17 protein-coding genes, 1 tRNA gene and 5 pseudogenes are annotated in these 22,929 nt (G+C 69.5%); 9 read left to right on the top strand and 14 right to left on the bottom strand.

Going from position 1 to position 22,929, the window contains the following annotated elements:
- Window positions 1-57: 57 nt before the first annotated feature.
- On the bottom strand, window positions 58-318 hold the full coding sequence (locus ACIPSA_RS48045; protein WP_402647773.1) for a hypothetical protein: 261 nt from the start codon (window positions 316-318) through the stop codon (window positions 58-60).
- 371 nt (window positions 319-689) lie between these two features.
- On the opposite strand from ACIPSA_RS48045, the gene ACIPSA_RS48040 reads away from it, so the two are divergent.
- Window positions 690-1,367 carry a hypothetical protein gene (locus ACIPSA_RS48040; RefSeq protein WP_402647770.1) on the top strand — a complete coding sequence of 226 codons (678 nt, stop codon included), beginning with the start codon at window positions 690-692 and terminating at the stop codon, window positions 1,365-1,367.
- Window positions 1,368-1,403: 36 nt separating this feature from the next.
- Here the strand turns inward: ACIPSA_RS48040 and ACIPSA_RS48035 are convergent, their stop codons facing one another.
- Together ACIPSA_RS48035 and ACIPSA_RS48030 are read right to left on the bottom strand one after the other, a co-directional pair.
- On the bottom strand, window positions 1,404-3,179 hold the full coding sequence (locus ACIPSA_RS48035) for a SpoIIE family protein phosphatase (RefSeq protein WP_402647768.1): 1,776 nt from the start codon (window positions 3,177-3,179) through the stop codon (window positions 1,404-1,406).
- 793 nt (window positions 3,180-3,972) lie between these two features.
- Window positions 3,973-4,317 carry a MerR family transcriptional regulator gene (locus ACIPSA_RS48030; protein WP_059130428.1) on the bottom strand — a complete coding sequence of 115 codons (345 nt, stop codon included), beginning with the start codon at window positions 4,315-4,317 and terminating at the stop codon, window positions 3,973-3,975.
- 700 nt (window positions 4,318-5,017) lie between these two features.
- Here ACIPSA_RS48030 and ACIPSA_RS48025 point away from each other — a divergent pair.
- Complete coding sequence (locus tag ACIPSA_RS48025) at window positions 5,018-5,392, top strand: hypothetical protein (RefSeq protein ID WP_402647765.1); 375 nt, start codon at window positions 5,018-5,020, stop codon at window positions 5,390-5,392.
- A 136-nt stretch (window positions 5,393-5,528) separates the two neighbouring features.
- Here the strand turns inward: ACIPSA_RS48025 and ACIPSA_RS48020 are convergent, their stop codons facing one another.
- The 4 genes from ACIPSA_RS48020 to ACIPSA_RS48005 form a co-directional block, all read right to left on the bottom strand.
- Window positions 5,529-5,843: an SCO5918 family protein gene (locus ACIPSA_RS48020; RefSeq protein WP_402647762.1), complete on the bottom strand. Its 315-nt coding sequence runs from the start codon at window positions 5,841-5,843 to the stop codon at window positions 5,529-5,531.
- A gap of 47 nt (window positions 5,844-5,890) precedes the next feature.
- Window positions 5,891-6,187, bottom strand: coding sequence for a CBS domain-containing protein (locus tag ACIPSA_RS48015; protein WP_374203003.1), 297 nt, complete (start codon window positions 6,185-6,187; stop codon window positions 5,891-5,893).
- Between the two features lie 84 nt (window positions 6,188-6,271).
- A complete protein-coding gene (locus tag ACIPSA_RS48010; RefSeq protein WP_402647759.1) occupies window positions 6,272-7,762 on the bottom strand; it encodes a DEAD/DEAH box helicase in 1,491 nt (496 codons plus the stop codon).
- A 180-nt stretch (window positions 7,763-7,942) separates the two neighbouring features.
- Window positions 7,943-8,146 carry a cold-shock protein gene (locus tag ACIPSA_RS48005; RefSeq protein ID WP_004986771.1) on the bottom strand — a complete coding sequence of 68 codons (204 nt, stop codon included), beginning with the start codon at window positions 8,144-8,146 and terminating at the stop codon, window positions 7,943-7,945.
- A 437-nt stretch (window positions 8,147-8,583) separates the two neighbouring features.
- On the opposite strand from ACIPSA_RS48005, the pseudogene ACIPSA_RS48000 reads away from it, so the two are divergent.
- Window positions 8,584-8,682 (top strand): annotated as a pseudogene (locus ACIPSA_RS48000) (VapC toxin family PIN domain ribonuclease); the annotation flags it as partial.
- Window positions 8,683-8,992: 310 nt separating this feature from the next.
- Here ACIPSA_RS48000 and ACIPSA_RS47995 read toward each other — a convergent pair.
- Window positions 8,993-9,076 (bottom strand) — tRNA-Gly (locus ACIPSA_RS47995).
- Window positions 9,077-9,506: 430 nt separating this feature from the next.
- Window positions 9,507-9,986, bottom strand: coding sequence for a DUF5990 family protein (locus ACIPSA_RS47990; RefSeq protein WP_402647817.1), 480 nt, complete (start codon window positions 9,984-9,986; stop codon window positions 9,507-9,509).
- An 892-nt stretch (window positions 9,987-10,878) separates the two neighbouring features.
- On the opposite strand from ACIPSA_RS47990, the gene ACIPSA_RS47985 reads away from it, so the two are divergent.
- Window positions 10,879-13,533: an RICIN domain-containing protein gene (locus ACIPSA_RS47985; protein ID WP_402647757.1), complete on the top strand. Its 2,655-nt coding sequence runs from the start codon at window positions 10,879-10,881 to the stop codon at window positions 13,531-13,533.
- Window positions 13,534-13,783: 250 nt separating this feature from the next.
- Here the strand turns inward: ACIPSA_RS47985 and ACIPSA_RS47980 are convergent.
- A pseudogene (locus ACIPSA_RS47980) lies at window positions 13,784-13,975 on the bottom strand (non-reducing end alpha-L-arabinofuranosidase family hydrolase); the annotation flags it as partial.
- Between the two features lie 494 nt (window positions 13,976-14,469).
- A pseudogene (locus ACIPSA_RS47975) lies at window positions 14,470-15,056 on the bottom strand (ABC transporter substrate-binding protein); the annotation flags it as partial.
- Window positions 15,057-15,549: 493 nt separating this feature from the next.
- On the opposite strand from ACIPSA_RS47975, the gene ACIPSA_RS47970 reads away from it, so the two are divergent.
- From ACIPSA_RS47970 to ACIPSA_RS47955, 4 genes are all read left to right on the top strand, one after another.
- Window positions 15,550-15,696, top strand: a complete 147-nt coding sequence (locus tag ACIPSA_RS47970; RefSeq protein WP_402647755.1) for a hypothetical protein — start codon at window positions 15,550-15,552, stop codon at window positions 15,694-15,696.
- Window positions 15,697-15,842: 146 nt separating this feature from the next.
- Window positions 15,843-16,373 carry a SigE family RNA polymerase sigma factor gene (locus ACIPSA_RS47965; RefSeq protein WP_402647752.1) on the top strand — a complete coding sequence of 177 codons (531 nt, stop codon included), beginning with the start codon at window positions 15,843-15,845 and terminating at the stop codon, window positions 16,371-16,373.
- A complete protein-coding gene (locus ACIPSA_RS47960) occupies window positions 16,370-17,155 on the top strand; it encodes a hypothetical protein (protein WP_402647750.1) in 786 nt (261 codons plus the stop codon). Before ACIPSA_RS47965 ends, ACIPSA_RS47960 begins: the two co-directional genes overlap by 4 nt.
- A 129-nt stretch (window positions 17,156-17,284) precedes the next feature.
- Window positions 17,285-19,768 carry a non-reducing end alpha-L-arabinofuranosidase family hydrolase gene (locus ACIPSA_RS47955; RefSeq protein WP_402647747.1) on the top strand — a complete coding sequence of 828 codons (2,484 nt, stop codon included), beginning with the start codon at window positions 17,285-17,287 and terminating at the stop codon, window positions 19,766-19,768.
- 91 nt (window positions 19,769-19,859) lie between these two features.
- Here the strand turns inward: ACIPSA_RS47955 and ACIPSA_RS47950 are convergent, their stop codons facing one another.
- The 3 genes and pseudogenes from ACIPSA_RS47950 to ACIPSA_RS47940 all read right to left on the bottom strand — a co-directional run.
- Complete coding sequence (locus ACIPSA_RS47950; protein ID WP_402647745.1) at window positions 19,860-21,566, bottom strand: RICIN domain-containing protein; 1,707 nt, start codon at window positions 21,564-21,566, stop codon at window positions 19,860-19,862.
- A gap of 128 nt (window positions 21,567-21,694) precedes the next feature.
- Window positions 21,695-22,288: a PP2C family protein-serine/threonine phosphatase gene (locus ACIPSA_RS47945; protein ID WP_402647743.1), complete on the bottom strand. Its 594-nt coding sequence runs from the start codon at window positions 22,286-22,288 to the stop codon at window positions 21,695-21,697.
- Between the two features lie 385 nt (window positions 22,289-22,673).
- Window positions 22,674-22,742, bottom strand: a pseudogene (locus ACIPSA_RS47940) (hypothetical protein); the annotation flags it as partial.
- 6 nt (window positions 22,743-22,748) lie between these two features.
- Here ACIPSA_RS47940 and ACIPSA_RS47935 point away from each other — a divergent pair.
- Window positions 22,749-22,928, top strand: a pseudogene (locus tag ACIPSA_RS47935) (Tn3 family transposase); the annotation flags it as partial.
- Window position 22,929: the final 1 nt, after the last annotated feature.

Genomic DNA, 22,929 nt, shown 5'->3' with positions numbered 1-22,929 from the left:
TGACGGCCGCGCGGGGACGGACGCGACGGCGGATCCTCGTGGCCTCACGGACCCGGGTCATACCTCGTCGGCGTGTGCGTGCGCCTGTTCTGTCGAACCGCTGGTCGCGAGCCAGGACCGTGCGGGTTCCGCGGTGTGCGTGGTGTCGAGGGTGAGATGGAGCCGGGTCCCTCCTTCGCGGCCGGCGGGGTAGCTGCGCTGCTCGGTCGAGTCGAAGCAGCGCCGGAGCACTGCGGCGACGCGACGGGCGACCTCCGGCGTCGCGGCGACGATGCGGACCTCGGCGTGGCTCTCGGGGGGCAAGGGCTCGTGCTCCATACGGACCTCCTGGCAGGCGACGGGTACGAACCATGCTTCCGGTCGCTGCCCGACACGCCGGGCGACGGTGCGGGGGCTGCGTCGCGTTTCCACGGCGGCCCCCTTTTGAAGGGTATGCCGGGTAAGGGCGGCTGTGCGTCCCATGACCGGCCGACCGGCCACCTGCCGGTCGCCCGGCCGAGCCCGTTGGCCACGCGAGCCGGCCTGGGCCGGGAGAACAGCGACCGCCGGGGCGCAGTCGCCGAGGCGGGCCCGGCCGGGAGTACCGTGGAGACACCGAGGGCACGGCGCGCACCGCCTCAGGCATCGGTGCCGTTCTCGGGGATCGACGACGCCGGGGCGGCTTTCGTCCGCGTGGGGCAGGGTTGGTCATGACCGCGCAGGTGTTCCTCCCGACGACCTTGACCCTCCCCGCGCTCCGGCCCGCACGGGGCAGGCCGCGTACCCGCATACCAGGCCCGCCGAAGGCGGGGCGCAGATCCTCGCCCCAGGTCGCAGAACGCGTCCGCCCGCTGACGCGTGGTCAGGTCGCGGACCGTCTGCAGGAGCTGGGCGACCTGTACGCGGAGACCTCCGGTGGCGATCCATGGGCGTGGAACCAGGCGCGTGTCGCCTTCCTGCGCCATCTCACGGCCGACGCACGACGACCGGGGTTCTCGCTGCTGATCGCGGAGACCACCGCCCTGACCGGATACGCCTACGGCTTCCCCACGGGTGGCGCGGGTCCGTGGTGGGCGGGCTTCGACGGACACGTTCGGGGGACTCTGCTCCGCCGCGCCGGCTCCGGGCGGCTCTTCGTCGTCTCCGGGATCGTCGTCCCGCCTCGCGTGCGCCGGGAGTACCGGGACCATGTCTGGAACCTCGCCCGGCGCCTGCAGCGGCGATTGCTCGCCGACCACGGCGCTGCGCTCGGCGTCGCGCTGGTGGACGTCCGGGACGACAGGACCGCTGAGACGATGCGGTCCTGGGGCTGGCGGTACGCCGACGACACCCTCCAGGCCGTGCCGCCCGGTCCGTTCCGCATTCTGGTGCTGGCTCCGGGGGCGTGAGCGGCCACCCCGTCATGCATCACGCCTCCGCACCGGTCAGGGCACGGGCAGGCGCAGGGCGAGGAGGGCGATGTCGTCGGTGCTGCCCGGGGGCATCCGGGCGGACAGCTGGTCGCACAGGGTGTCCAGCGGTTCGTGGGCGAGGGCGAGGGCATGGCGGCGCAGTCGGTCGAGTTCGGTGTCCAGGTCGCTGCCGGGAACTTCGACCAACCCGTCGGTGTAGAGCAGGAGCGTGGACCCCGGCGGCAGGGCGTGGGCGGCGCTCGGCCGATGACCGCCGGCGCCCAGGTGGGTTCCGAGGATGAGTCCCTGCCCGGCTTCGAGGTACTGCGCGTTCCCGTCGGGGCTCAGCAGCAGGGGCGGCGGGTGCCCGGCACTGGTCCAGCGCAGTGTCCAGGGGCCGGTGTCCGGACCTTCCACCCGGGCCAGGACGAGGGTGGCCATCCGCACGGTGGTGATGGCGTGCATGGCGTCGTCGAGGCGGTCCACGACGGCGCCGGTCGGCCCGGTGTGGTCCCAGGCGAGGGAGCGAAGGATGCCGTGCAGCTGCGCCATGCCGGCCGCTGCGGTCAGATCGTGGCCCAGGACGTCGCCGATGACCAGGGCGAGCGTGCCGTCCCTCAGGGTGAACGCGTCGTACCAGTCGCCACCGACCTGGGAGCCGGGCGGAGCGGGCTGGTACCGGGCGGCCAGCTGGAACCGGCCGTGCTCGGGCAGCGGGGGAAGGAGGTTGCGCTGCATGGCCTCGGCGACCGCGCGCTGCCGGCCGAACCGGCGGGCGTTGTCGATGACCAGGCCGACCCGGCGGCCGATGTCGCTCACCACGTCCAGATCGCCGGTGTCGAAGGGCCGTGCCGGGTCGGTGCGCACCAGCGTCAGCGCACCGGTGACCTGCCGTCCGCTGCCCAGCGGCACCGTGATGACGGATGACGCGCCGGTTGCTCCGAGGAAGGCGCTGTGGACGGTGGCCAGCGGGGAGCCGGGCGGTGCGTCCAGGTCCGCCCGGTCCTGCAGGACGGGGCCGCCTCCGTTCAGTACCTGGACCAGGGGCGAGTGGGCCGCCTTCCCGGCCGGGGGCAGATTGCCACGCCAGTCCTCCTGCCCGGCGTCACGGCCCTCGGGGCCGGTCACGGCAACTCGGTGCACCTGACGGGAGCCGACCCGGAGGTCCACCGCGGCCCAGTCGGCGAGGCGGGGAACCAGGAGCCGGCTCAACCGGGCGAGGGCCTCGTCCACCTCCAGGGTCTGACCGAGTACGTCGGTGATCTCCGCGACGAGTGTCAACCGCTCGGTGAGACTCTCCAGAGCGCTCGTATGAGCGGCTCGTTCCGCCTGTTCCGCCCGCTCTGACTGCTCCGCACGTTCCGCCTGTTCCGCGCGTTCCGCACGTTCCCTACGGACACGGAGGTCCGCCGCGGTCTCGACGGTCAGCACGACCATGCTCTCGCAGACGCCGTCGTCCGTCAGAGGCGTGGCCGACCAGGAGATCGGGATCAGCCGTCCGTCGCCCCGCAGGCACCTGTCGTCGTCCCCGCGAGCCGACCGCCCCTCGGCCAGTGCCCGCAGCAGCGGACACCGCTCTCGCGGGATGCGGGCGCCTCCCGGATCCCGATGGCACAGGTCATGCAGGTCCTGCCCGTACATCACCGCTGCCGCGCGCCCCAGCAGCCGCTCGGCGGCCGGGTTGACCGCGACGATCCGCCCCGCCGGGTCGATCACGGTCACAGCCGTGCCCAGCTGCTCGACCACCTGCTGCCACAGACCCGGCTCCGCTGCCGGCGGCAGCCACGCCCGCTCGTCATCGGGCCTCACGCCGTCCACCACGCCGCCGCCCTTTCCTGCACAGACCGCACCGCCTCCGGGGCCCCGGCCGCCGGGGTCCCGAAGACGCTGGTGCCTCGATGGTCCCCCGGCGAGTACCCGGCCGCACGGTCGGCACGGCGGCGCCTCCACGACACCGCTGTACGGCTCGCCCTCGCCGCAGCGGTCGGCAAGGAGGCCCCACGCGCCGAGGACAGGCTCTGACCAGTCGCTCCCGAGCCAGGAAAACAGCTGGTCACACGCATACTTTCGGGCTCGGGAGCGGAGCAGCCTGAAGCCACCGGGAGTTGTTCGCACACCGACTCCTACGCGGGTGTCGTTCCCCGGTGATCAACAACATCGGGCTGTCGCAGACGAGCCCGAGGGCAGGTCCGCGCCATGAACGTGACCATCGGCCGTCGAACCTGCCGCGGCACATCGGCTTGCCAGGGTGGCCGTCCGCCCTCCGGCCGGTCCGACCCGCCCCACCACGACAGCGACCGCTGATGACATCGACTTCGGCACGACTGGGGATGGTGAGGGACGGCACGTCATGGCACCACTGCGCGAGCGGAAGACGTACCGCAAGAAGATCATGCAGGCTGTGTACGAAGCCGCCGAAGGCAATCGGCCCCTTGAGGTCGGCCCGGTGAGGGCTGGGGGCGCCGGACGGGCGGGAACCGGCCCAGCTCCATCCCGTCGCTCCCACGACAGCCGACGCTGTCGTCACCCCCACCGCGGGACTTCCGGCCCGCACTCTCGTGTGGCCACCACAAGGCGCTCCGGGTGGCCCGAGTCCACGCGATCAGCTGGAACCGGAGCTGCCGGCCGCCTCGTCCGCGGCACGACGGTACTCGGCGTTGATGCGCTGAGCTTCCTCGAGCTGGTCCTCGAGGATGACGATGCGGCAGGCGGCCTCGATCGGAGTGCCCCTGTCGACGAGCTCGCGGGCGCGAGCGGCGATCCGCAGTTGATAGCGGGAGTACCGGCGATGCCCGCCCTCCGAGCGGAGCGGAGTGATCAGACGAGCCTCGCCGATGGCTCGAAGGAAGCCCGGGGTGGTGCCGAGCATCTCGGCTGCCCGGCCCATCGTGTAGGCGGGGTAGTCGTCATCGTCCAGAAAATCACTAAGAGGGTTGTCCGCTGTCATGTCACCTCGCTGTGCAACGCGTCGAGGGGCCTTGGTGCCGTACGGCACCAAGGCCCCGAAGGAAATTCAACACCATCTGTCGGCCCTACTGCTGTGCCGACCTTCTGTTTCCGCTACCCGGCCCGGCAGAGGGCGGGGTAGCGGGGAATCGCAGCTGCTTGACCGGGGACCACCATCCATTCCGGGGTCTTGCGGTACCCGGGCCGAGTGCTACTCGGGCCGGGCGATCCTGATGGCGTCTGCTCCTCCGCTCTTCTCTGAACCAACCACTGGATGAATCGGCACTGCGGTACTGCTGCGGCAGCTCCTCGACATGCGAGCCGCCCAGTGCGGCTCCCAGCGCCGTCGCCGTTCTGGGAAACCTTGGCTTCGAGGCTCGAGAGCCGCACTGACCTGCGAACTTCGTGTACAGCTACCCGCCAGTTCGTTTCTGCCGGGTCTCGTTCGACCGTGTTCTACGACAGGAAGCGTAACCATGCCGCGAGGTAATGTCTACTCTGGCAAGAGTAGATTTCACCCCTATGGCAGAGGAGGAATCCTGCCACCTGCGACGATGACCTCCCCCTGGGTCGTCGCGCGCGGCTCCACGACGGATGGGGCCCCTCGCCGCTCGGTCAAGAACCGCCTCCCGCCGTCCGCGAAGCTGCTTCACCCCCCGCGGGGCGGGCCCGAGACAGGCAGCTGAATAGGATCAGCTCTCATGTCGAACCCTGATGAACTGCTTGTCGCTCTCTCCGCCGCGGTGGAGTCCGAGCAAAGCAATCAGATGTCGCTGACCGTGGTCGTCGGCGGCGCCGTCATCACCGGCCGGCTGGCTCCCGAGGCCGTGTGGAGGGAGCGGGTGGCGGAGGTCCTGAAGGGATCGGACCGCCTCGGCCCGTTCTCCGACGTCTTCACCGGCGGCCCGCGAGGGCGACGGCCCGGCCGCGGCGGAGATCCCACGCATCTGCACTTCCATCTCGCGCGGATCCTGCAGGGCAGCCTCGGTATCCCGGAGACGGGCGGCATGTACCGAGTCGCGATCAAGGACGTCAGCGCATGGACCGTGGGTGATTTCAGCTACTTCGACCGGTGAGACGCTGTCCCCGCCCCGCTGCTCGGCCAAGAGTCGCCAGAGTCTCCGAGCGGACGAGGACACAGCGGTGGGGGCTCTGTCGACGCGCGTCGACAGAGCCCCCACCGGAATCTTGAGGGCGGTTACCCGCCCGTCCTCATACGCCCACAGGGCAGGTGCCGTCGAGCAGTGCCGACGGGGTCCGGAGCGGAAGGGGAACGCTCACGGGCGCGGCCTCGGGGCCGTCGTGGCAGGTGAAGCCGAGGCGCGCCATGGCCCGGGTGACTTCGCCGACGGTGAAGTCACGGCGGTCCTGTCCCGTGGTGACCTGGCCCACCTGCTTGACGGGGTAGCGGCGGCGGCCGATGGTCACGGACGCGCCCGTGACCAGCTCGGGCTTGACGCCCTTCATCGAGGCCAGCACCCCGATCTTGGTCAGGTCGAACGGGTACTGGGCGATGACACAACGCATGATGCCTCCCAGGCATGACGGAGAGGAACTGACCCGGGCGGGGTGGATCAGCCGCGGACGGGAACAGGCCGGAGCCGGCTGCCGAGGACGTCCCGCAGACGGATGCGGTCCGTGTACGTGGAACTGGCACGGAGAACGGCGAGCCGGGCCAGAGTGATCGAACCCGTGCTCTGGTCGTCGCCGTCGCACACAGTCAGGTACTCGACACGTGCACCCGCCATGACGGCCAGAGCCACCTCGACGGTCATGTCGTCACAGACCCGAGGCCCGTACGCTTCCATGCCGTCGACCACGGTCGTCGATGCGGGGTCCGCCACGCGGCCCTGCGTCTGAGTGGGCGTCAAAAGTGCCTCCTGCGGTGCGGGTTGGTCGGCTTGGTGGCCATTGCGGCCTGGGGAGACCGCTGCGGCTCCGGGGTCGTGCAGGGCCTAGGCCGCCGAGTCGATGGCGGTGCGCCGCTGTGCCCTGCGGCGCACCGCCGCGCCGGCGGGCCGCCCCTGGCCGGTGCGGCCCTGACGGCCACGGGACGGGGAAGACGTGCGGCGGGGACGCTCCACGGCCGGAGCGGTGATGACGACCGGGACACCGGACGGCGCCTGGGCGCCGGTGATGCGGCTCAGCTCCGCCTCACCCGAGCGCACCGGAGTGATGCGCGGGGTGATACCGGCCGAGGCCATCAGCCGGCTCATGCCGCGGCGCTGGCCGGGTGTCACCAGGGTGACGACGCTGCCGGACTCCCCCGCACGGGCCGTACGACCGCCACGGTGCAGGTAGTCCTTGTGGTCGCCGGGCGGATCCACGTTGACGACCAGGTCGAGGTTGTCGACGTGGATGCCGCGGGCCGCGACGTTGGTGGCGACCAGCACCGTGACGTGACCGTCCTTGAACTGAGCCAGGGTCCGGGTGCGCTGCGGCTGGGACCTGCCACCGTGCAGGGCGGCGGCGCGGATGCCGCTGCTGAGGAGGTGCTCGGTCAACCGGTCCACGGCGTGCTTGGTGTCCAGGAACATGATGACCCGGCCGTCCCGTGCCGCGATCTCGGTGGTCGTCCGGTGCTTGTCCGCGTCGTGCACGTGGAGTACGTGGTGCTCCATCGTGGTGACGGCACCGGCCGACGGGTCGACGGAGTGGACCACCGGGTCGGTCAGGTAGCGACGGACCAACAGGTCCACGTTACGGTCCAGGGTCGCCGAGAAGAGCATCCGCTGGCCCTCCGGCCGCACCTGGTCGAGCAGGGCGGTGACCTGGGGCATGAAGCCCATGTCGGTCATCTGGTCGGCCTCGTCCAGGACAGTGACGGCGACGTCCCGAAGTCGGCAGTCGCCCCGGTCGATCAGGTCCTTGAGCCGCCCCGGTGTCGCGACGACGACCTCGGCCCCGGCCCGCAGCGCACTCGCCTGCCTGCCGATCGACATTCCGCCGACCACGGTGGCCAGCCGCAGCCGGACGGCGCGGGCATACGGGGTGAGCGCGTCGGTGACCTGCTGGGCGAGTTCACGGGTGGGTACGAGGATCAGGGCCAGCGGCTCCCGTGGTTCGGCGCGCCGGCCTGCCGTGCGGGCCATTACCGCGAGGCCGAAGGCGAGCGTCTTGCCCGACCCGGTGCGGCCACGACCGAGTACGTCACGGCCGGCCAGGGAGTTCGGCAGGGTCGCCGCCTGGATGGGGAACGGTACGGTCACGCCCTCGTGGCCGAGCGCGGCCAGCAACGGCGTCGGCATGGCGAGATCGGCGAACGTCTCGACGGCGGGCAACGCCGGTGTGGTCGTCTTCGGCGGTGCGAACTCACCCTGTGCGGCCCGCCGATTTCCGTTGCCCTTGGAGCGGCTCTGAACACCGGAGCGGCCGACAGCAGCACTTCCTCCGAAGCGGTCGTATGTGCGAGTCGTGCGTGTGCGAGTTGTGCGTGCACGGTTCATGCGGAACCTTCCTCGACGTGGGCGCGTATCAAGGAATTTCCGCAGTAAAAAGAACGGCGCAGAGAATCGCGAGAACGAGCCGAAAAAAACAGGGCTGAATCGCCCTGAAAATGAAGCGAGCTGGGGCCCGCACCCCAAGGTGCGGGCCCCAGCTGCGAAGTATGCGTCAGTGCCGACGCGTCAGGCGGGAACGATGTTCTCGGCCGTCGGGCCCTTCTGGCCCTGCGCGATGTCGAACGAAACCTTCTGACCTTCCAGCAGCTCACGGAAGCCCTGGGCGGCGATGTTGGAGTAGTGGGCGAAGACGTCGGCGCCGCCGCCGTCCTGCTCGATGAAACCGAAGCCCTTTTCCGCGTTGAACCACTTCACGGTGCCAGTAGCCATTTTGTTTCTCCTTCGGAGACGGTGTCAGGAATACGCTCTGTGCGCTTTCCGTGTCGCCGTGATGATCAGCCGCCGGAAAACCATTCTGGCAACCACACCTGCAACTGATACTGACAGTAGCACGGCGTGAGCGACCCCACGCGGTGAACAATTCCTGGCCGTCTCCCACCTCAGGAATATTTCTCGTGCGCCGTGTCGATTTCTCACTTCGCGACCACAGGAATTGCTCTCCCGGGCCGCACTGTTGCCGTCGAGTCTGTCCGGTCGCAGCGCCGTGACCTCCTTCGACGGCTTGGGCGCGGCTGCCGTCGCCATCAGCTGACGACATGCCGACGAACGCGCCGAGACCCCAGCAGCGAGAGGAAGGCCACACGGCGGTTCCGGCGGGGCGACCGCGGCGGTCTTGCGGCCCGCGGGCCGATCGAGCTCCGCACTTGGACGCGATTCTCACCCTCGACCGGTGCGGCTTCCGGGCTGTCTGCCCGCTGGGCCGCCACAAGGCATTCCGGGTGCTGCCCGACGATCCGCCACTTTGACGGAGTGACCTGGTACTGAAGTCCCATCCACAGACGGGACCTGGTCAGCGGTCGCCTTCAGGCGCAGGGGCACGTGACTCGGCCTCACCGAGGGAACGGCAGGCCGAAGGCCAGGACATGCGAACGCTTGCCAAGTCGGCCACGAAACCTCAGGCCATCGGCGCCCTTTGGCAAACGTGAGCGGTGGCTGCGTGGCATCCGCCAAGCACTCGTGCCCTCCCCGTGCCCGATCTTCGTGTGCTCGACGGGTCGGCGTCCGGGGGGCTCCAGCAACACACAGACCCCAGGTCACTGACCTGGGGTCTCATCATGGAGCGGGTGACGAGAATCGAACTCGCGCTCTCAGCTTGGGAAGCGACGGCGCTTGAGCGGTCTCTAAGCCTGTGACCTGCGCAGATGGCTTCTCGCTGAGGTAGTTGTGAGGGGCGGATCGCACCGCTGTTGACCGTGATTGTCCGCTCTTACGGGCACACCATGGGCACGGTTTGGAAGAACGGCCGGAAGAGCGCGTGCACGAACGGGCTCTGCGCCTGGCTTGGCTGGTGGGGATGTCCACCTTGGGGCGGCTTCGCGCGTGCATACACCTTCCGGCGCAATGCGCCCCTGCTACGCGGAAGAGTGAGCCGCTGCAGCTCGGCCGTTGGCGGCCACCATCAGGTCGACGGTCTGGCGCTGCGGTGCTGTCCTCACTTGGTACGGATCTCCTGGACCCGCAAGCGCGGCCGTCGGTCGACGCGTCTGGGTAGTCATAAGGATGCTGGTCAGTGGCCGCCATTGAGCGTCCTGTCGGCGCTGATGTCGGCCGGGACGGCGTGCGACCTCTCCTAGCCGGCGCGTTCGGCCGTCCAGGTGATGTGCGGGGGCTGGACTCGTGCGCACAGAGGACCGCCCTGTGCGTCGGTCAGGCCGAGGCGTCCGACCAACATTCCCTCACGTGTGGCGGCGGCGAGTACGTCGGCGGGGATGACGTCAAGCATCAGCTTGGCGCGGCGGAACATCGTGAAGGTGCCCGACTCGTCGACCGTGCCCCACGACAGGTAAATGAACCGATAGCCCAGACGGTCCTGCACGTAGGGGCCTTTGACCTCGATGCCGGACGGAGAGACGCTCGTGGTGCACTCCAGGGTCCAGGTCGCGGACCGCGCGTCACCGGGCTGCGGTGCGAGGAGTTCGGCCGGACGGTCGCGGCGTTGCACGGCGACATGGACGTTGCGGTACTCAGGAACTTTGCCGTCGACGGGAGCCGGGCAGGTGAGGCCGGGCAAATCGACGGCGTCGATGCGGATGCGCATGCCGGCCATCATCCCGCCAACGTCCTGGCCGGGGCCAGCCGGCCGCGAACTGGGTCGGGCCCGGGCAGCGGTGACCTCGTAACTGAGTGCGGCCAGACCCTCAACGGCGGCCTCCTCGCCCCTCCCGCCGACCCGTTCGTGGACCACGCTCGATGGGGAGTGGTCCGCGAAGACACATAAGCCCAGGTCGATGACCTGGGCCTTCGTCATGGAGCGGGTGACGAGAATCGAACTCGCGCTCTCCGCTTGGGAAGGGACGGCGCTTCGCTGCCGGGCGGCCGCTGACCTGCTCTTAGGTCTTTGGGGGTGGCGCCCCGAAGCGCAGGATCACACCGCTGTTGACCGTGGTCGACCGCCCGTACGGGCACGCTGTGGACACGGCTTCGCAGAGCGGCGGCAGGAGACGTGCGCGAGCGGGCTTGAGATACGAATCGGCTGGTCCGAAGAGGCAGCCCGGAACGCCTTGGCGAGTGCGAGTGCCTAAGGCACCCGGCCAAGAGGCATGCCAGTCAAGCAAGCTGTCGCGCGTCGGCGGTGCAGCCGACACTTGTTCTCCCTGCTGCGATGGCCGGAAGCGGTCGACCGGTGGGCCTGGCTGATCACCGCCGCCCGCACACAGCTCCGACTCGCCCGCCCTCCCCTGGCCAAGGACCTGCACCACCCGTGGGAGAGCCGGCCGTCCCCGGCCGGCTCTCCCAGCCCGGGTCCGCCGGACGTTTCGGAACCTCCGCCAGCACATGCCCTGTCCCGCCGAAGCATCCCCGACAGCGTCAGGCAGTGAAAAAGTTTCCGGCTCGCGGCAACCTTTGCGGTGCCTGTGACCACAAGGAGTCGGATCCGGCCAGTCCCGGTGGCCGCGATCCGCTTTTCCTCCGTGAACGGTATGCAAGGAGAGCACCTCCTCATGAAGAACCCCACGCGCGGCGAGCGCCGCGGGCGTCACCGCCGTCGCTGGACTGCCACCGCTGTGCTGCTCGGCGCGCCCCTCGCCGTCGTGCCGTATCTCCTGTTCGTACAGGAGGACTCGCAGGCCGCGACGGTCGACGGCAATGCCTACTACGAGCTGGTTTCCGTGCGCAGCGGAAAGGTGCTGGACGTCAACGGCTTCTCCACCGCCGACGGCACCCGGATGCAGCAGTGGACCGACCAGCACACCGCCAACCAGCAGTGGAAGCTGAAGCCCATCGGGGACGGCTACTACGAGCTGGTGAACCGCAACAGCGGCAAGGTCCTGGGCATAGCGGGCAATTCAACCGCTCGGTCGGCCGCCGCTGAGCAGCAGACCGAAAGCTCCTCCCCTTCCCAGCAATGGCGGATCGACGATGTGAGCGGTTCCGACGCCGTCACCCTCACCTCCCGCAGGAGCGGCCAGGTCCTGGACGTCTCCGGAGGCTCCTCGGCCAACGGGGCGGCCATCATCCAGTATCCCGGCCTGGGAAGCACCAACCAGCAGTGGAAGCTGGTGAAGATGGCCGACCCCTTGGCGGGTGGAGCCGGCAGCGCGGACGCCAAGCCTGCGTCCGGACCGTATGCGTGGAAGAACGCCCAGGTGGTGGGCGGCGGTTACGTCACCGGACTGGTGTTCAACCAGAAGGAGAAGGGCCTGCTGTACGCGCGCACCGACATGGGCGGCGCCTACCGCTGGGACACCGGGGCGGAGCAGTGGATCCCGCTGACCGACTGGCTCGGTGAGAAGGACTGGAACCTGCTGGGCATCGACTCGCTGGCCACCGACTCCGTCGACCCCAGCCGGCTCTACCTCTCGACGGGCACCTACACCAACGAGTGGGCCGGCAACGGCGCGATCCTGCGCTCCACCGACCGGGGCCGCACCTTCCAGCGCACCGATCTGCCGTTCAAGCTGGGCGGCAACGAACCCGGCCGCGGGGCGGGCGAGCGGCTCGTGATCGACCCCGCGGACCACGGCACCCTGCTGCTGGGCACCCGCAAGAACGGCCTGTGGCGCAGCACCGATTACGGCGCGACATGGAGTCAGGTCTCCTCGTTTCCCGTCAAGGACGGGGCGAGCAGCGGCGCGGGCATCTCCTTCCTGACGTACGGCCCGGCCGGCAGTAACACGGTCTACGTCGGCGTCAACGACAAGGACACCTCCCTGTACCGCTCCACCGACGGCGGCAGCACCTGGCAAGCCGTCTCCGGGCGGCCCACCGGCCAGATGCCGCAGCACGGTGTCGTCTCCGGTGACGGTTCGCTGTACCTGACGTACAGCAACGACATCGGCCCCAACGACGCGACGGCGGGCTCGGTGTGGAAGTACACGCCGTCCGGCGGCGCGTGGAAGAACATCTCTCCCTCGCAGGGCAGTTACGGGTTCTCCGGTCTGGCCGTCGACCCGCAGAAGCCCTCCACGGTGATGGTCACCACCCTCGACCGCTGGTGGCCCGAGGACGAGATCTACCGCACCACCGACGGCGGCACGACCTGGAAGGCGCTGGCCGACGCCTCGCAGCGCGATGCCTCCGGCGCTCCGTACGTCGGCACCCACACCGGGCACTGGATGACCGCGCTGGCCATCGACCCCTTCAACTCCGGGCATGTGCTGTACGGCACCGGCAACGGCATCTGGCGCAGCAAGGACGCCAACGCCTCCGACAGCGGTGGCACCAGCCACTGGGCTGCCTCCGGGGCCCGCGGGCTGGAGGAGACCTCGCTGGCGGACGCGATCGCCCCGCCCGGCGGCGCCACCGTCATCACCTCCATGGGCGACCAGGGCGGCTTCCGCCACGACTCCCTGACCGAGGTGCCCGGCGGACGGATGAAGAACCCGCTGATAAGCAGCAGCACCGACATCGACTTCGCCCAGTCCAACCCCTCGGTGATGGTCCGTGTCGGCACCGGCGGCGCGCAGGACGGCGCCTACTCCACCGACGGCGGCAGCACTTGGAACGGCTTCACGGCCGAACCCGTCCCCAGCGCGAACAGCGGCCATGTCGCCCTCTCGGCGGACGGCTCCACCATCGTCTGGGCCGAATCAGGTCAGGCCCCTTACCGCTCGACCGACAAGGGAGCGCACTGGTCGAAGGTCAGCGGCCTGGGCACCGACGCCGTCGTCGTCGCCGACCGCTCCTCGGCCAGCACCTTCTACGCACTGACCAACGGCACACTCAACGCCAGCACCGACGGCGGCGCGACCTTCACCCCCCGCGCCACCAACCTCCCCTCCGGCCGGCTCACCGCCGTCCCCGGCATCAACGGCGACCTGTGGATCGCCGCCGGCGACAGGGGGCTGCTGCACTCCACCGACGGCGGCCGCACCTTCACCACACTCAGCACGGTGAAGTCCGCCTCCGCCCTCGGCTTCGGCAAGGCCGCACCGGGCGCCGATTACCAGGCTCTGTACCTGATCGGCACCGTCAAGGACGTCACCGGAGTCTTCCGCTCCACCGACAAGGGCGCCACCTGGCTCCGCATCAACGACGACGCCCACCAGTGGGGCGCCATCGGAAGCCTCGGCGTCATCACCGGCGACCCCGACACCTTCGGGCGCGTCTACATCGGCACCAACGGACGCGGTCTGCAGTACGGCGACCCGTCCTGACCCCGACACCCGAGCGGGGCCGCAGGCACAACAGCCTGCGGCCCCGAGTATCCGCAGCGGCGTCGTAGTGCGTCGCGCCGGACCCACAGTGAAAGTCCACGAAAGAAGAAACCCAAGCGCCGTGCGGCTGGGGTTTCTTCGAGGCGGTGAGTGTCGGTCCGCAGGTGGAGCTGCCCACGCCGTGAACCGCTCGTCTCCGCGCCGGCAGAACGCACCCGATCACGAGCACGATCACCGGGGGCCGGGTAGGTCAGTGCTTCAGGGTGAGGACGCCTGGTCGGTACGGCAGTCGGTCGTAGGGAGTGTTCGCCGGTGCGGTGGGGGACTTGCCCTGGTAGAGGAACTGCAGGTGGCAGGGGTCGACGGTCATGGTCTGGTCGGGGTTGTTGCGGACCAGGTCGCCGTGGCTGATGTCGTTGTGAGCTGTACTGAGATTTGTGGAGTCCCCGGCCTGCCCCGAGTTGCGTGGAGTCGGGACAGCTCAACCCGGTCAGACACTGGACCTCATGGCACCGCACATCACACTCGCCATGCTCGCCCCGGCCTTCTGGCCGCCTTGCCGGCGGCGCCGACCAGGACCGGCCCACCGGCCCACTCCACCCCAGCTGCACCAACACACCTGTCCCAGTGACCGTCCCGGAGATCCGCCACCTTCTCGCCGCCGTCTTCACCGCTCCGGTCACGTTCACAGCCAGGCTGCTGCACTGGTCCAACTGGAGCAGATAACACCAGGCCACAGCCCGGCGCTGCCACTACCAACGACGATCCGCCGACGAACTCGCCAGACAGATCATGAAACCGCACTGGAGTACTGGGGAGGAGCGTCGGCAGGGCCGGAGTCGCTGAGTCTGTCCGTCGCCTGTATGACGGCCAGGAGTTGCCGGGCCGCCGGCCCATCGCGCGGGGAGTGCGGGGCCGGGCGGCACCGGTCGGCGGTCAGGCTCCGGGGTGCAGGCCGAGCCAGCCCGGTGAGGGGTCGCCCTTCACCTCACCGAAGTACAGGGCGAAGGTCTGCTTCCAGCGCTCGATCGCCGCGCGGTCGGCCATGAAGCGAGGGAAGCCGTCGAGGTTGCCGTTGGGGTACTCCCAGACGGGCTTCAGCCCGGTCGGCGGGGTGACATCGGTGCGGACGACCAGCCGTTGGCGGCGGCCTTCTGCTGCTCGACGGAGAGCCGCCAGTTCAGGTACAGCTTGGCGGCGGTGGGGTTCTTGGCCTGCTTGAGGATCGCGGCCCGCTGTCCCCAGGACATGAACGGCGCCTGCTCGGGCAGCACCCACTTGACCGGCCCGGTGGACAGCGGCGCGCCGGAGCCGCCGATGCCGATGGCCTTCTGGCCGCTGGTGACAGCCGCGCTCGGGGTGTAGCTGCCGCGGGCGAACTGAAGGTCCTGGGTGGCCAGTCGAGCGAGCCAGTCCCAGCCGTACTTCTCCACGTAGAGGGTGTAGAGGTAGAGGACCGCGTCGTCGTCGTGCGGGTAGGAGGAGGCGATCTTCCCCTTCCAGCGGGCGTCGGCCAGGTCGAGCTGTCCTTGGCGAGGACCAGCGTGCCGGTGCCGGACACGCGAAGGGCTTCTTCACCGCTGATCACGCCGGTGTACGTGTGGGTTCCCTGCGGGACGCGCACGACCGCGTTGCCGGTCAGGACGACATCACGGTTCGCCAGGACGGCCGAGGTGATGTCGCCGTCTGCGGCGACCGCGCTGCCCACCGCAACCACCGGTGTGACGGCTCCCGCGACGAGAGCCGACGCCAGGACAAGGTGCCAAGATCGCTTCATCGAGTCAGGGTGCTTCCTGAAGTGCTGGTGATCCTTACGGACGTGAAGACCGGTGGCCGGCCACCGGGATCTCAAAAACCCGGCCCACCTGGCACACGGAAGGCATCGGGTCCTGGGGAACGGTTCCCTTTCGTGCCGTGCACCGGTCGCCGGGAAAACAGCGTCGGGGGCGGCAACCTTCTCGTCCTCCGCGGCAACTGGGAACCGGAAGGCCGACTCGAACAACCGGATGGACGGGCATGAGGGCAACGAAGCACGCCGCGCCGCAACCGTGGCGCAGGCGCGGACTGGTCACGGGCATTCCCTTGGCGCCGCTGGTCGTCGACGGCACCGCCGTACAGCCGGACGTCGCGCAGCCGACCGGCGTCCGGTTCCCCCGGCCTTGACCAGCCCGCCGGTCGGCCTTCACCGCGCCGCAACCTTGCACGACCGCCGTTCGAATCCCGGGCCCGGCACTGCTAGGCTGCGCCCCCCGTTGTTGTTAAACACGCAACCAATGCGCACATCATGGCAAGGAGAGGGCGACCGGGGGATGGTCCTCGATGACGCGTCCGCGGAGTTCCACGAATTCTTCGAACGCCACTACGCCGAACTCGCCCGTCTGGCACACCTCCTGACCGGCGAGTCCGACGCGGCGGACGACCTCGCGGCGGATGCCCTGGTCGCCCTGTGGCAGCGCTGGGACCGGTTGCGGCAGGCCGACCACCCGCTCGCCTACGCCCGCGGTGTGGTGGCCAACCTGGCGCGGGGACGGATCCGCAGCACAGTCCGGGAGCGACGCCGGATCACGCTGTTCCGGTCCCGCAGTCCGGAGAAGGTGGAGGGGCCGGACACGGCGGCCGTGCTGGACGTCCGCGCGGCGCTCGCCCGGCTGCCGTACCGCAAGCGCGCCTGCGTGGTGCTGAGACACGCCCTCGACCTGTCGGAGAAGGAGACGGCGGCAGCGCTGGGCATATCGGTCGGAACGGTGAAGAGCCAGACCTCGAAGGGAATGGCCGAGCTGGAAAAGCTACTGGGCGCACACGCGGCCGGGGACCTGGTGCCAGGGAGGAGGAACTGGTGAACGAGGAGATCGACCGTCGGCTGCGCGAGGCCGCCGAGGCCCACCGGCCCGACCGCGCGCGGATGCTGGCCCGGGTGGAACGCGGCATGGCCGGCCCCGCCGTCCGTCACCGCGCGCGACCGTTCGCGCGGTCCGGGACCAGGGTCGCCCTCGCCGGGCTCGCCGCCGGCGGCATCCTGACGACCGGCGGCCTCGCCGTCGCCGCCATCGTCGCCACCCCGCCGCCGACGCCCACCGTGACCACGCCTGCCACCCCGTCCCCGACCGTCAGCTCCCCGCACCCGACATCGGCCCGCCCCACCCCGGTCGCGCCGCCCCCGGTCACCAGCCCGGGCAGTTCGCGCCCGACTCCGTCGGCCACCAGCCCCTCGCCGACCGCCGACGAGAGCCAGAACGGGCCGCTGTGGTCGGCCGGCTCGTTGGATCCGAAGAGCACCGTCTACTGGACCCAGAGCAACCTCGTCCTCAAGACGACCCAGCCGCTCACCTCGCTCACGGTCGAGATCCGCATCGTGCAGACCGGCGGGGCGAAGAGCACCGGGACCTGGCAGACCCTGCCGGGTGATGACTTCACCGTCACCGTCCAGGAGGCCGGCGGCGCGCTGGTCTACCGCTGGGTCCTCAAGCCGGGCCTGACCGTGCCGGCCGGGAACCATGAGTTCGCCGCGCAGTTCAACAACGGCGCGGGCGCGCACAGTGCCGCGGGCGACGGCTACCGCGTCGACGCGCGGGGTTCGGGCGGCTCCGCGTCGGTCCGGGGAGGGTTCGTCCCGACACGGTGAACGCCGCTGAGCGGCAGGGCGACGGCGGCGGCCGTGAGAATGATTCCCTTGATCGCGGCAACCTTTGTGTGCGTGGCGGCAACTGGCAGGTGACCGGGACCGGATCAAGTCCCGCTGTGCCAGAAGGACATGCCGTTGTCAGATCAGAACCGCTCTCATCGTCGCCGCCCGGCGACCCGCCGCGTGATCGCCGCCTCCGTGGTCCTCGCCGCCGCGGGCGCCGCCGTACCACTGGTCGCCCTGGCCGCACGCACGCCGGAGGCCGCCGCACCGGCCACGGCCGCCGACGCGGCGGCCGGCAGCGGCCGTTACTTCGGCACGGCAGTGGCCGCGGGCAGGCTCGGCGACTCCACGTACTCCGCCGTTCTCGACCGGGAATTCAAGATGATCACCCCGGAGAACGAGATGAAGTGGGACGCCATCGAACCCTCCCGCGGGTCGTTCACCTTCGCCGCCGCCGACTCGATCGTCAGCCACGCCTCCGCGCACGGCCAGCGCCTGCGCGGCCACACCCTGGTGTGGCACTCCCAACTGCCGGGCTGGGTCAAGTCCATCACCGACGCCGGCACCCTGCGCACGGTGATGAAGAACCACATCACCCAGGAGATGACCCACTACAAGGGCAAGATCTACGCCTGGGACGTGGTCAACGAGGCCTTCGCCGACGGCGGCAGCGGCCGGCACCGCAGCTCCGTGTTCCAGGACGTGCTGGGCGACGGCTTCATCGAGGAGGCCTTCCGCACCGCCCGGGCCGCCGACCCCTCCGCCAAGCTCTGCTACAACGACTACAACATCGAGAACTGGTCCGACGCCAAGACCCAGGGCGTCTACCAGATGGTCAAGGACTTCAAGTCCCGCGGTGTGCCCGTCGACTGCGTCGGCTTCCAGAGCCACTTCGGCGCCGGCGGCCCACCGGCGAGCTTCCAGACCACCCTGTCCAACTTCGCCGCGCTCGGCGTGGACGTCCAGATCACCGAGCTCGACATCGCCCAGGCGTCCGCCACCGCGTACACCAACGCCGTCCAGGCGTGCGTGAACGTCGCTCGCTGCACGGGCATCACGGTGTGGGGCATCCGCGACAGCGACTCCTGGCGCACCGGTGAGAACGCGCTGCTGTTCGACGCGGGCGGCAACAGGAAGCCCGCCTACAGCGCCGTACTCACCGCCTTGGGCAGCACCGGGAGTACCGGCAGTACCGGCAGTGGCGGCAGTGGCGGCAGTGGCGGCACACAGGCCGGGGACATCACCTCCGGCACCGTCTACACGCTCTCCAACGCGGCCGCCGGACGCGTTCTCGACGAGCCCGCGGGACAGAACGACAACGGCACCCCGCTCCAGGTGTGGGACGCCAGCGGCGCCTCCAACCAGCAGTGGCGGGCGGGCCGGAACAGCGACGGCTCCTACACCCTGACCAACATCGCCAGCGGCCGGGTGGTGGACGAGCCGGCCAACCGGACGGCCAACGGGACGAGGTTGACGGTCTGGGACACCAACGGCGGTGCCCACCAGCACTGGAAGGCCCACCGGAACAGCGACGGCTCCTACACGCTGACCAACGTCGCCAGCGGCCGGGCGCTGGAGCTCCCCGGCGGTCGGACCGCCAACGGCACTCCCGTCCAGATCTGGGACACCAACGGCGGCGGCGCCAACCAGCGCTGGAACTTCCAGCCGACCGCGGCGCCGAAGAACGACACCTGTGCTCTTCCGTCGACCTACCGATGGACCTCGACGGACGCGCTGGCGCAGCCGGCGAACGGGTGGGCCTCGCTGAAGGACTTCACCACCGTGACCTACAACGGCAAGCACCTGGTCTACGGGTCGAACTACTCGGGATCGTCCTACGGCTCGATGGCGTTCAGCCCCTTCACGAACTGGTCGGACATGGCGTCGGCCCGCCAGACCGGCATGAGCGAGAAGGCGGTGGCGCCGACGCTGTTCTACTTCGCGCCCAAGAAAATCTGGGTGCTGGCGTACCAGTGGGGTCCGTGGCCCTTCAGCTACCGCACCTCCAGCGACCCCACCGACCCGGGCGGCTGGTCCGCGCCGCAGCAGCTGTTCACCGGCAGCATCCCCCGCACCGACTCCGCCACCGGCCCGATCGACCAGACCCTGATCGCCGACGACAAGAACATGTACCTGTTCTTCGCCGGTGACAACGGCAAGATCTACAAGTCGAGCATGCCGATCGGCAACTTCCCGAGCAGCTTCGGCTCGTCGTACACCACGGTCATGACCGACACGGTGAAGAACCTGTTCGAGGCACCGCAGGTCTACAAGGTCCAGGGCCAGAACCAGTACCTCATGATCGTCGAGGCGCGCGGTGCGAGCGAGCAGCGTTACTTCCGCTCCTTCACCGCCACCAGCCTGGACGGTCCGTGGACCCCGCAGGCCGCCACCGAGTCCAACCCCTTCGCGGGCAAGGCCAACAGCGGCGCCACCTGGACCAACGACATCAGCCACGGCGACCTGGTCCGCAACAACCCCGACCAGACCATGACCATCGACCCCTGCAACCTGCAGTTCCTCTACCAGGGCAAGACCCCGAACACCCCGCCGGGCACCTCCTACGACAACCTGCCGTACCGCCCCGGCATCCTCACCTTGAAGCGCTGACCCGCCTCCTGGAGTCTCCAGCCCGACGAAGATGACGAAAGGCGCCCCCATCGAAGAGATGGGGGCGCCTTTCGTGTTGAGTGCTGCGCCGCTACTTAAGCGCTGTACCACCCGAGTTGTGATAGGCGATCGTCTTGTTGATCAGGTTTCCGCCGTCGGACTCGACCGTGGTCTGTTCGTCCTGCCCTGCACCGAAGAACAGGCCGGCGACGTGGGCGTTCGCGACCTGGTCCATGTGGGCGAAGAACCAGTCCACCTTGTCGTCCTTGTAGTGGTTGCGGGTGTTGTTCTGCGCCATGTTGCCCAAGGGGATCTGCCACAGGACCACCGGCTTGCCCACGGACTCGGCCATCGTCTTGTAGAACTTCAGCGCGGCGGCGGCCTTCTGGTCGTTCCAGAAGTGGTCACTGCCGCCGTGGGCCGGCTGCGCGTACCAGCCCGCGTCGCGGTCCGACACATCGGTGGCCAGGAAGTCGGCGTTCTTCGCTCCGAAGCTCGCGTAGTCCTTGACGCACGCCTGGGTGTTGGTCTCCCAGTCGAAGCAGGAAAGGTGCATTCCCACGGCGGTGTTCGGCGCGTACTTGTGTGCCATCGAGATCAGGCACTGGGCGAGTCCGGTGGCGCTGTTCTCCTGCGTTCCGCAGTCCTTCGGATTCGCGCCCGAGACCTGTGCGGGAACCTGGTGCGGATTGCCGAGCGAGCGGACGAAGCCCCAGAAGTCGGGCTCGAGGTCGATCGCGTCGTGTGACGTGCCGATCTTCTGGAGGAAGAAACGGTAGTCGTTCAGGTACCGGGTGAGCAGGTCGAGCCGGTTGATGGCCTTGACCTCGCCCGGACCGTCGCCCTCGCCTGCCGCGTCCCCGAGGTCGCGCAACGAGTACCAGGTCCAGAGCATCTTCTGCGGACGCGCGCTGCCCTTGTACTTCGCCTGGGCCACCACGTCGTCCCGCCAGGTCACGTACGTGCCGGGCGCCGTGGTGCTGCCGTTCCAGCAGCCCCACCAGCCCGACCACCCGTCCTGGCATTTCGCTGCCGTGTAGTAGTCCGACGAGGGCGCGGGCTGGCTGTGCACATAGGCGTAGCGCACGTCGAACGGCGCGGCGGCCGCCGAGGCGTCGGACATCGAGCCGCCGATGAGCACGGTGTCACTGCCCATGAACCGCTTGGCCGAACTACTGCTTCCACCCGCGGGCGACGAAGACGAAGGCGAAGGCGACGGCGAAGACGCCGGTCGCGTGTCGCTCGGAGTCGGGCTTGCGGGAGCGCCGCTGCCCGGCGCGGTGGGCGTACCGCCGCCGCCGACACTTCCGGCCGGGACGAGTTGCCACTGCTGATCGGCGCCGCCCCGGTCGCGGTTCTGGACGACGCCGCCCCCGTCGGCCTTGGCGGCGTTGCGGACACCGACAGCCATGCCACTGAAGCGATTGACCAAACGCACGTAGCCGTTGGACGACTTGGCCAGCTTGAACTGCTGATTGCTGCCGTTCAGGTCTTTCCACTGCACGAGGGCGGAGCCGGCGGTCTTTGACCAGCCGAGGTCGTCCAGCACCTTGCCGGAGGTCCGGTTCTTCAGCCGGTAGTACCCGTCACCCGCGTCGATGAACTGCCACTGCTGGTTGGCCCCGCCGTGGCGCGCCCATTGCACCACCGCCGCGCCGTCGTTCTTGGCGGAGCCGCGGTCGTCCAGCACCTTGCCGCTGTTGCGGTTGACCAGCACGTACCACTTCTTCAGATCCAGGGTTTTCTGGTCCGCCGAAGCCTGGCTGACCACGACAGCCGAGCCGGCCACGACCACCATGGCGAGACCCCCCCAGAGTCCCCGACGCGCGAGCAACCGACGACCACGATGCCTCGGACGACCACCGCGCGTGGGTGGACCGGGGACATGTCTGTGCTCTCGTTCCAGGGACATGCCTGTGCTCTCTTTCAGCCGTTGCATCTGACCGGACCACTTGGCCGGACAACGCTGAGTGGTCCGAGAGGCCGAAAAGGTTGCCGCGAAGAGCCACAGAATTTTTTTCGCCTTGACCGCTTCCCGTTCGCTGCGGAGTGCGGCACGGCTGACGTCGGCGGTGGCGAACGCCTGATGGCCGCTCCCGGCCCTCGCTCGCAGGCGAGTTCACGGGCCAGGGCCACGACGGAGGGTTCGGCGGGCAGTTCCCAGGTGGCGACCTGGCTGGTGCCAAAGGTCCTGGTCCGGGTCAGAAGGAGAGCGACGTCGTCCGTCTGGGGCTGAGGGAGTAGGTCGTGCAGGATCCGGTCGCAGGTCTCCTCCAATGGGCGGCCGGGTTCGGCGAGCCCGGAGCGCAGCAGCTCGCAGGCGTCGTCCAGGTCGCGGACCTGGGACTCGATCAGTCCGTCCGTGTACGGGGCCAGGACGCTGTTTTCGGCGACGTGGAACTCGGCGGCCTCGAAGGGCATGCCGCCCAGGCCCAGAGGCGGCCCGGCCGGCAGCTCCAGGAAGCGGACCGTGCCGTCGGGGGCGGCCGGGACCGGCGGCGGGTGGCCGGCTCTGGCCATGGCGCAGCGACCGGAGACGGGGTCGTACACCGCGTACAGGCAGGTGGCCCCGACTTCCCTGAGGGGCGGTCAGGGTGACCGTCGCGGCCACGCCCACGCGGCGGTAGCCGCAGACGTGGCCGACCACGTCTCCCACCACGAACGCCACCCTGGCACCCGACAGGGGGATCACATCGAACCAGTCACCACCGGTGTGGGCGGGCAGACAGCGGGAGGCGACCTCGATGGCGGGGTGCTCCAGTGCGGGGTGTGGCGGGAGGATGGTCCGCTGCAGCGCGAGCGCGGTTACCCGTTTCTGGCCGTAGCGGCGGGCATTGTCGACGAGCACCGCCGCACGGGCGCGGAGTTCCTCGGCCAGCCGCAGGTCGTCCTCGTCCAAGGGGTCCGGGGTGCGGTGGCGGAAGAACAGGGCCAGTCCCAGGGGCACCCCGCGTTCCCGCAGCGGCACTGTCATGACGGAGTGGATTCCGGCGCGCCGCTCAGATCTCGGGTGACCGCGGCCACGAACGAGGCAGAGGCGTTCAACGCGTTCTGCGACTGGGTCCGCTTCGGGCAGCGCGGCACGGTTGCCGCCGACGACCCCGACGAGCAGGAGAAGGACGTGAAGTTCACCTCGTTGCCGGCGAACCTGGTCATCTTCC

This window comes from Streptomyces sp. NPDC086549, assembly GCF_044746205.1.
Lineage (GTDB): Bacteria > Actinomycetota > Actinomycetes > Streptomycetales > Streptomycetaceae > Streptomyces.
The sequence above is the reverse complement of the archived record's forward strand: the minus strand, read 5'-3'. Positions and strand labels throughout refer to the sequence as shown.

Bases quoted from the DNA above. Each gene is read 5' to 3' on its own strand.
- ACIPSA_RS48045 (WP_402647773.1), bottom strand. From the start codon at position 318: ATGGAGCACGAGCCCTTGCCCCCCGAGAGCCACGCCGAGGTCCGCATC.
- ACIPSA_RS48040 (WP_402647770.1), top strand. From the start codon at position 690: ATGACCGCGCAGGTGTTCCTCCCGACGACCTTGACCCTCCCCGCGCTC.
- ACIPSA_RS48030 (WP_059130428.1), bottom strand. From the start codon at position 4,317: ATGACAGCGGACAACCCTCTTAGTGATTTTCTGGACGATGACGACTAC.
- ACIPSA_RS48025 (WP_402647765.1), top strand. From the start codon at position 5,018: ATGTCGAACCCTGATGAACTGCTTGTCGCTCTCTCCGCCGCGGTGGAG.
- ACIPSA_RS48020 (WP_402647762.1), bottom strand. From the start codon at position 5,843: ATGCGTTGTGTCATCGCCCAGTACCCGTTCGACCTGACCAAGATCGGG.
- ACIPSA_RS48010 (WP_402647759.1), bottom strand. From the start codon at position 7,762: ATGAACCGTGCACGCACAACTCGCACACGCACGACTCGCACATACGAC.
- ACIPSA_RS48005 (WP_004986771.1), bottom strand. From the start codon at position 8,146: ATGGCTACTGGCACCGTGAAGTGGTTCAACGCGGAAAAGGGCTTCGGT.
- ACIPSA_RS47990 (WP_402647817.1), bottom strand. From the start codon at position 9,986: ATGATGGCCGGCATGCGCATCCGCATCGACGCCGTCGATTTGCCCGGC.
- ACIPSA_RS47985 (WP_402647757.1), top strand. From the start codon at position 10,879: ATGAAGAACCCCACGCGCGGCGAGCGCCGCGGGCGTCACCGCCGTCGC.
- ACIPSA_RS47970 (WP_402647755.1), top strand. From the start codon at position 15,550: ATGAGGGCAACGAAGCACGCCGCGCCGCAACCGTGGCGCAGGCGCGGA.
- ACIPSA_RS47965 (WP_402647752.1), top strand. From the start codon at position 15,843: ATGGTCCTCGATGACGCGTCCGCGGAGTTCCACGAATTCTTCGAACGC.
- ACIPSA_RS47955 (WP_402647747.1), top strand. From the start codon at position 17,285: ATGCCGTTGTCAGATCAGAACCGCTCTCATCGTCGCCGCCCGGCGACC.
- ACIPSA_RS47950 (WP_402647745.1), bottom strand. From the start codon at position 21,566: ATGGTGGTCGTGGCCGGCTCGGCTGTCGTGGTCAGCCAGGCTTCGGCG.
- ACIPSA_RS47945 (WP_402647743.1), bottom strand. From the start codon at position 22,288: ATGGCCAGAGCCGGCCACCCGCCGCCGGTCCCGGCCGCCCCCGACGGC.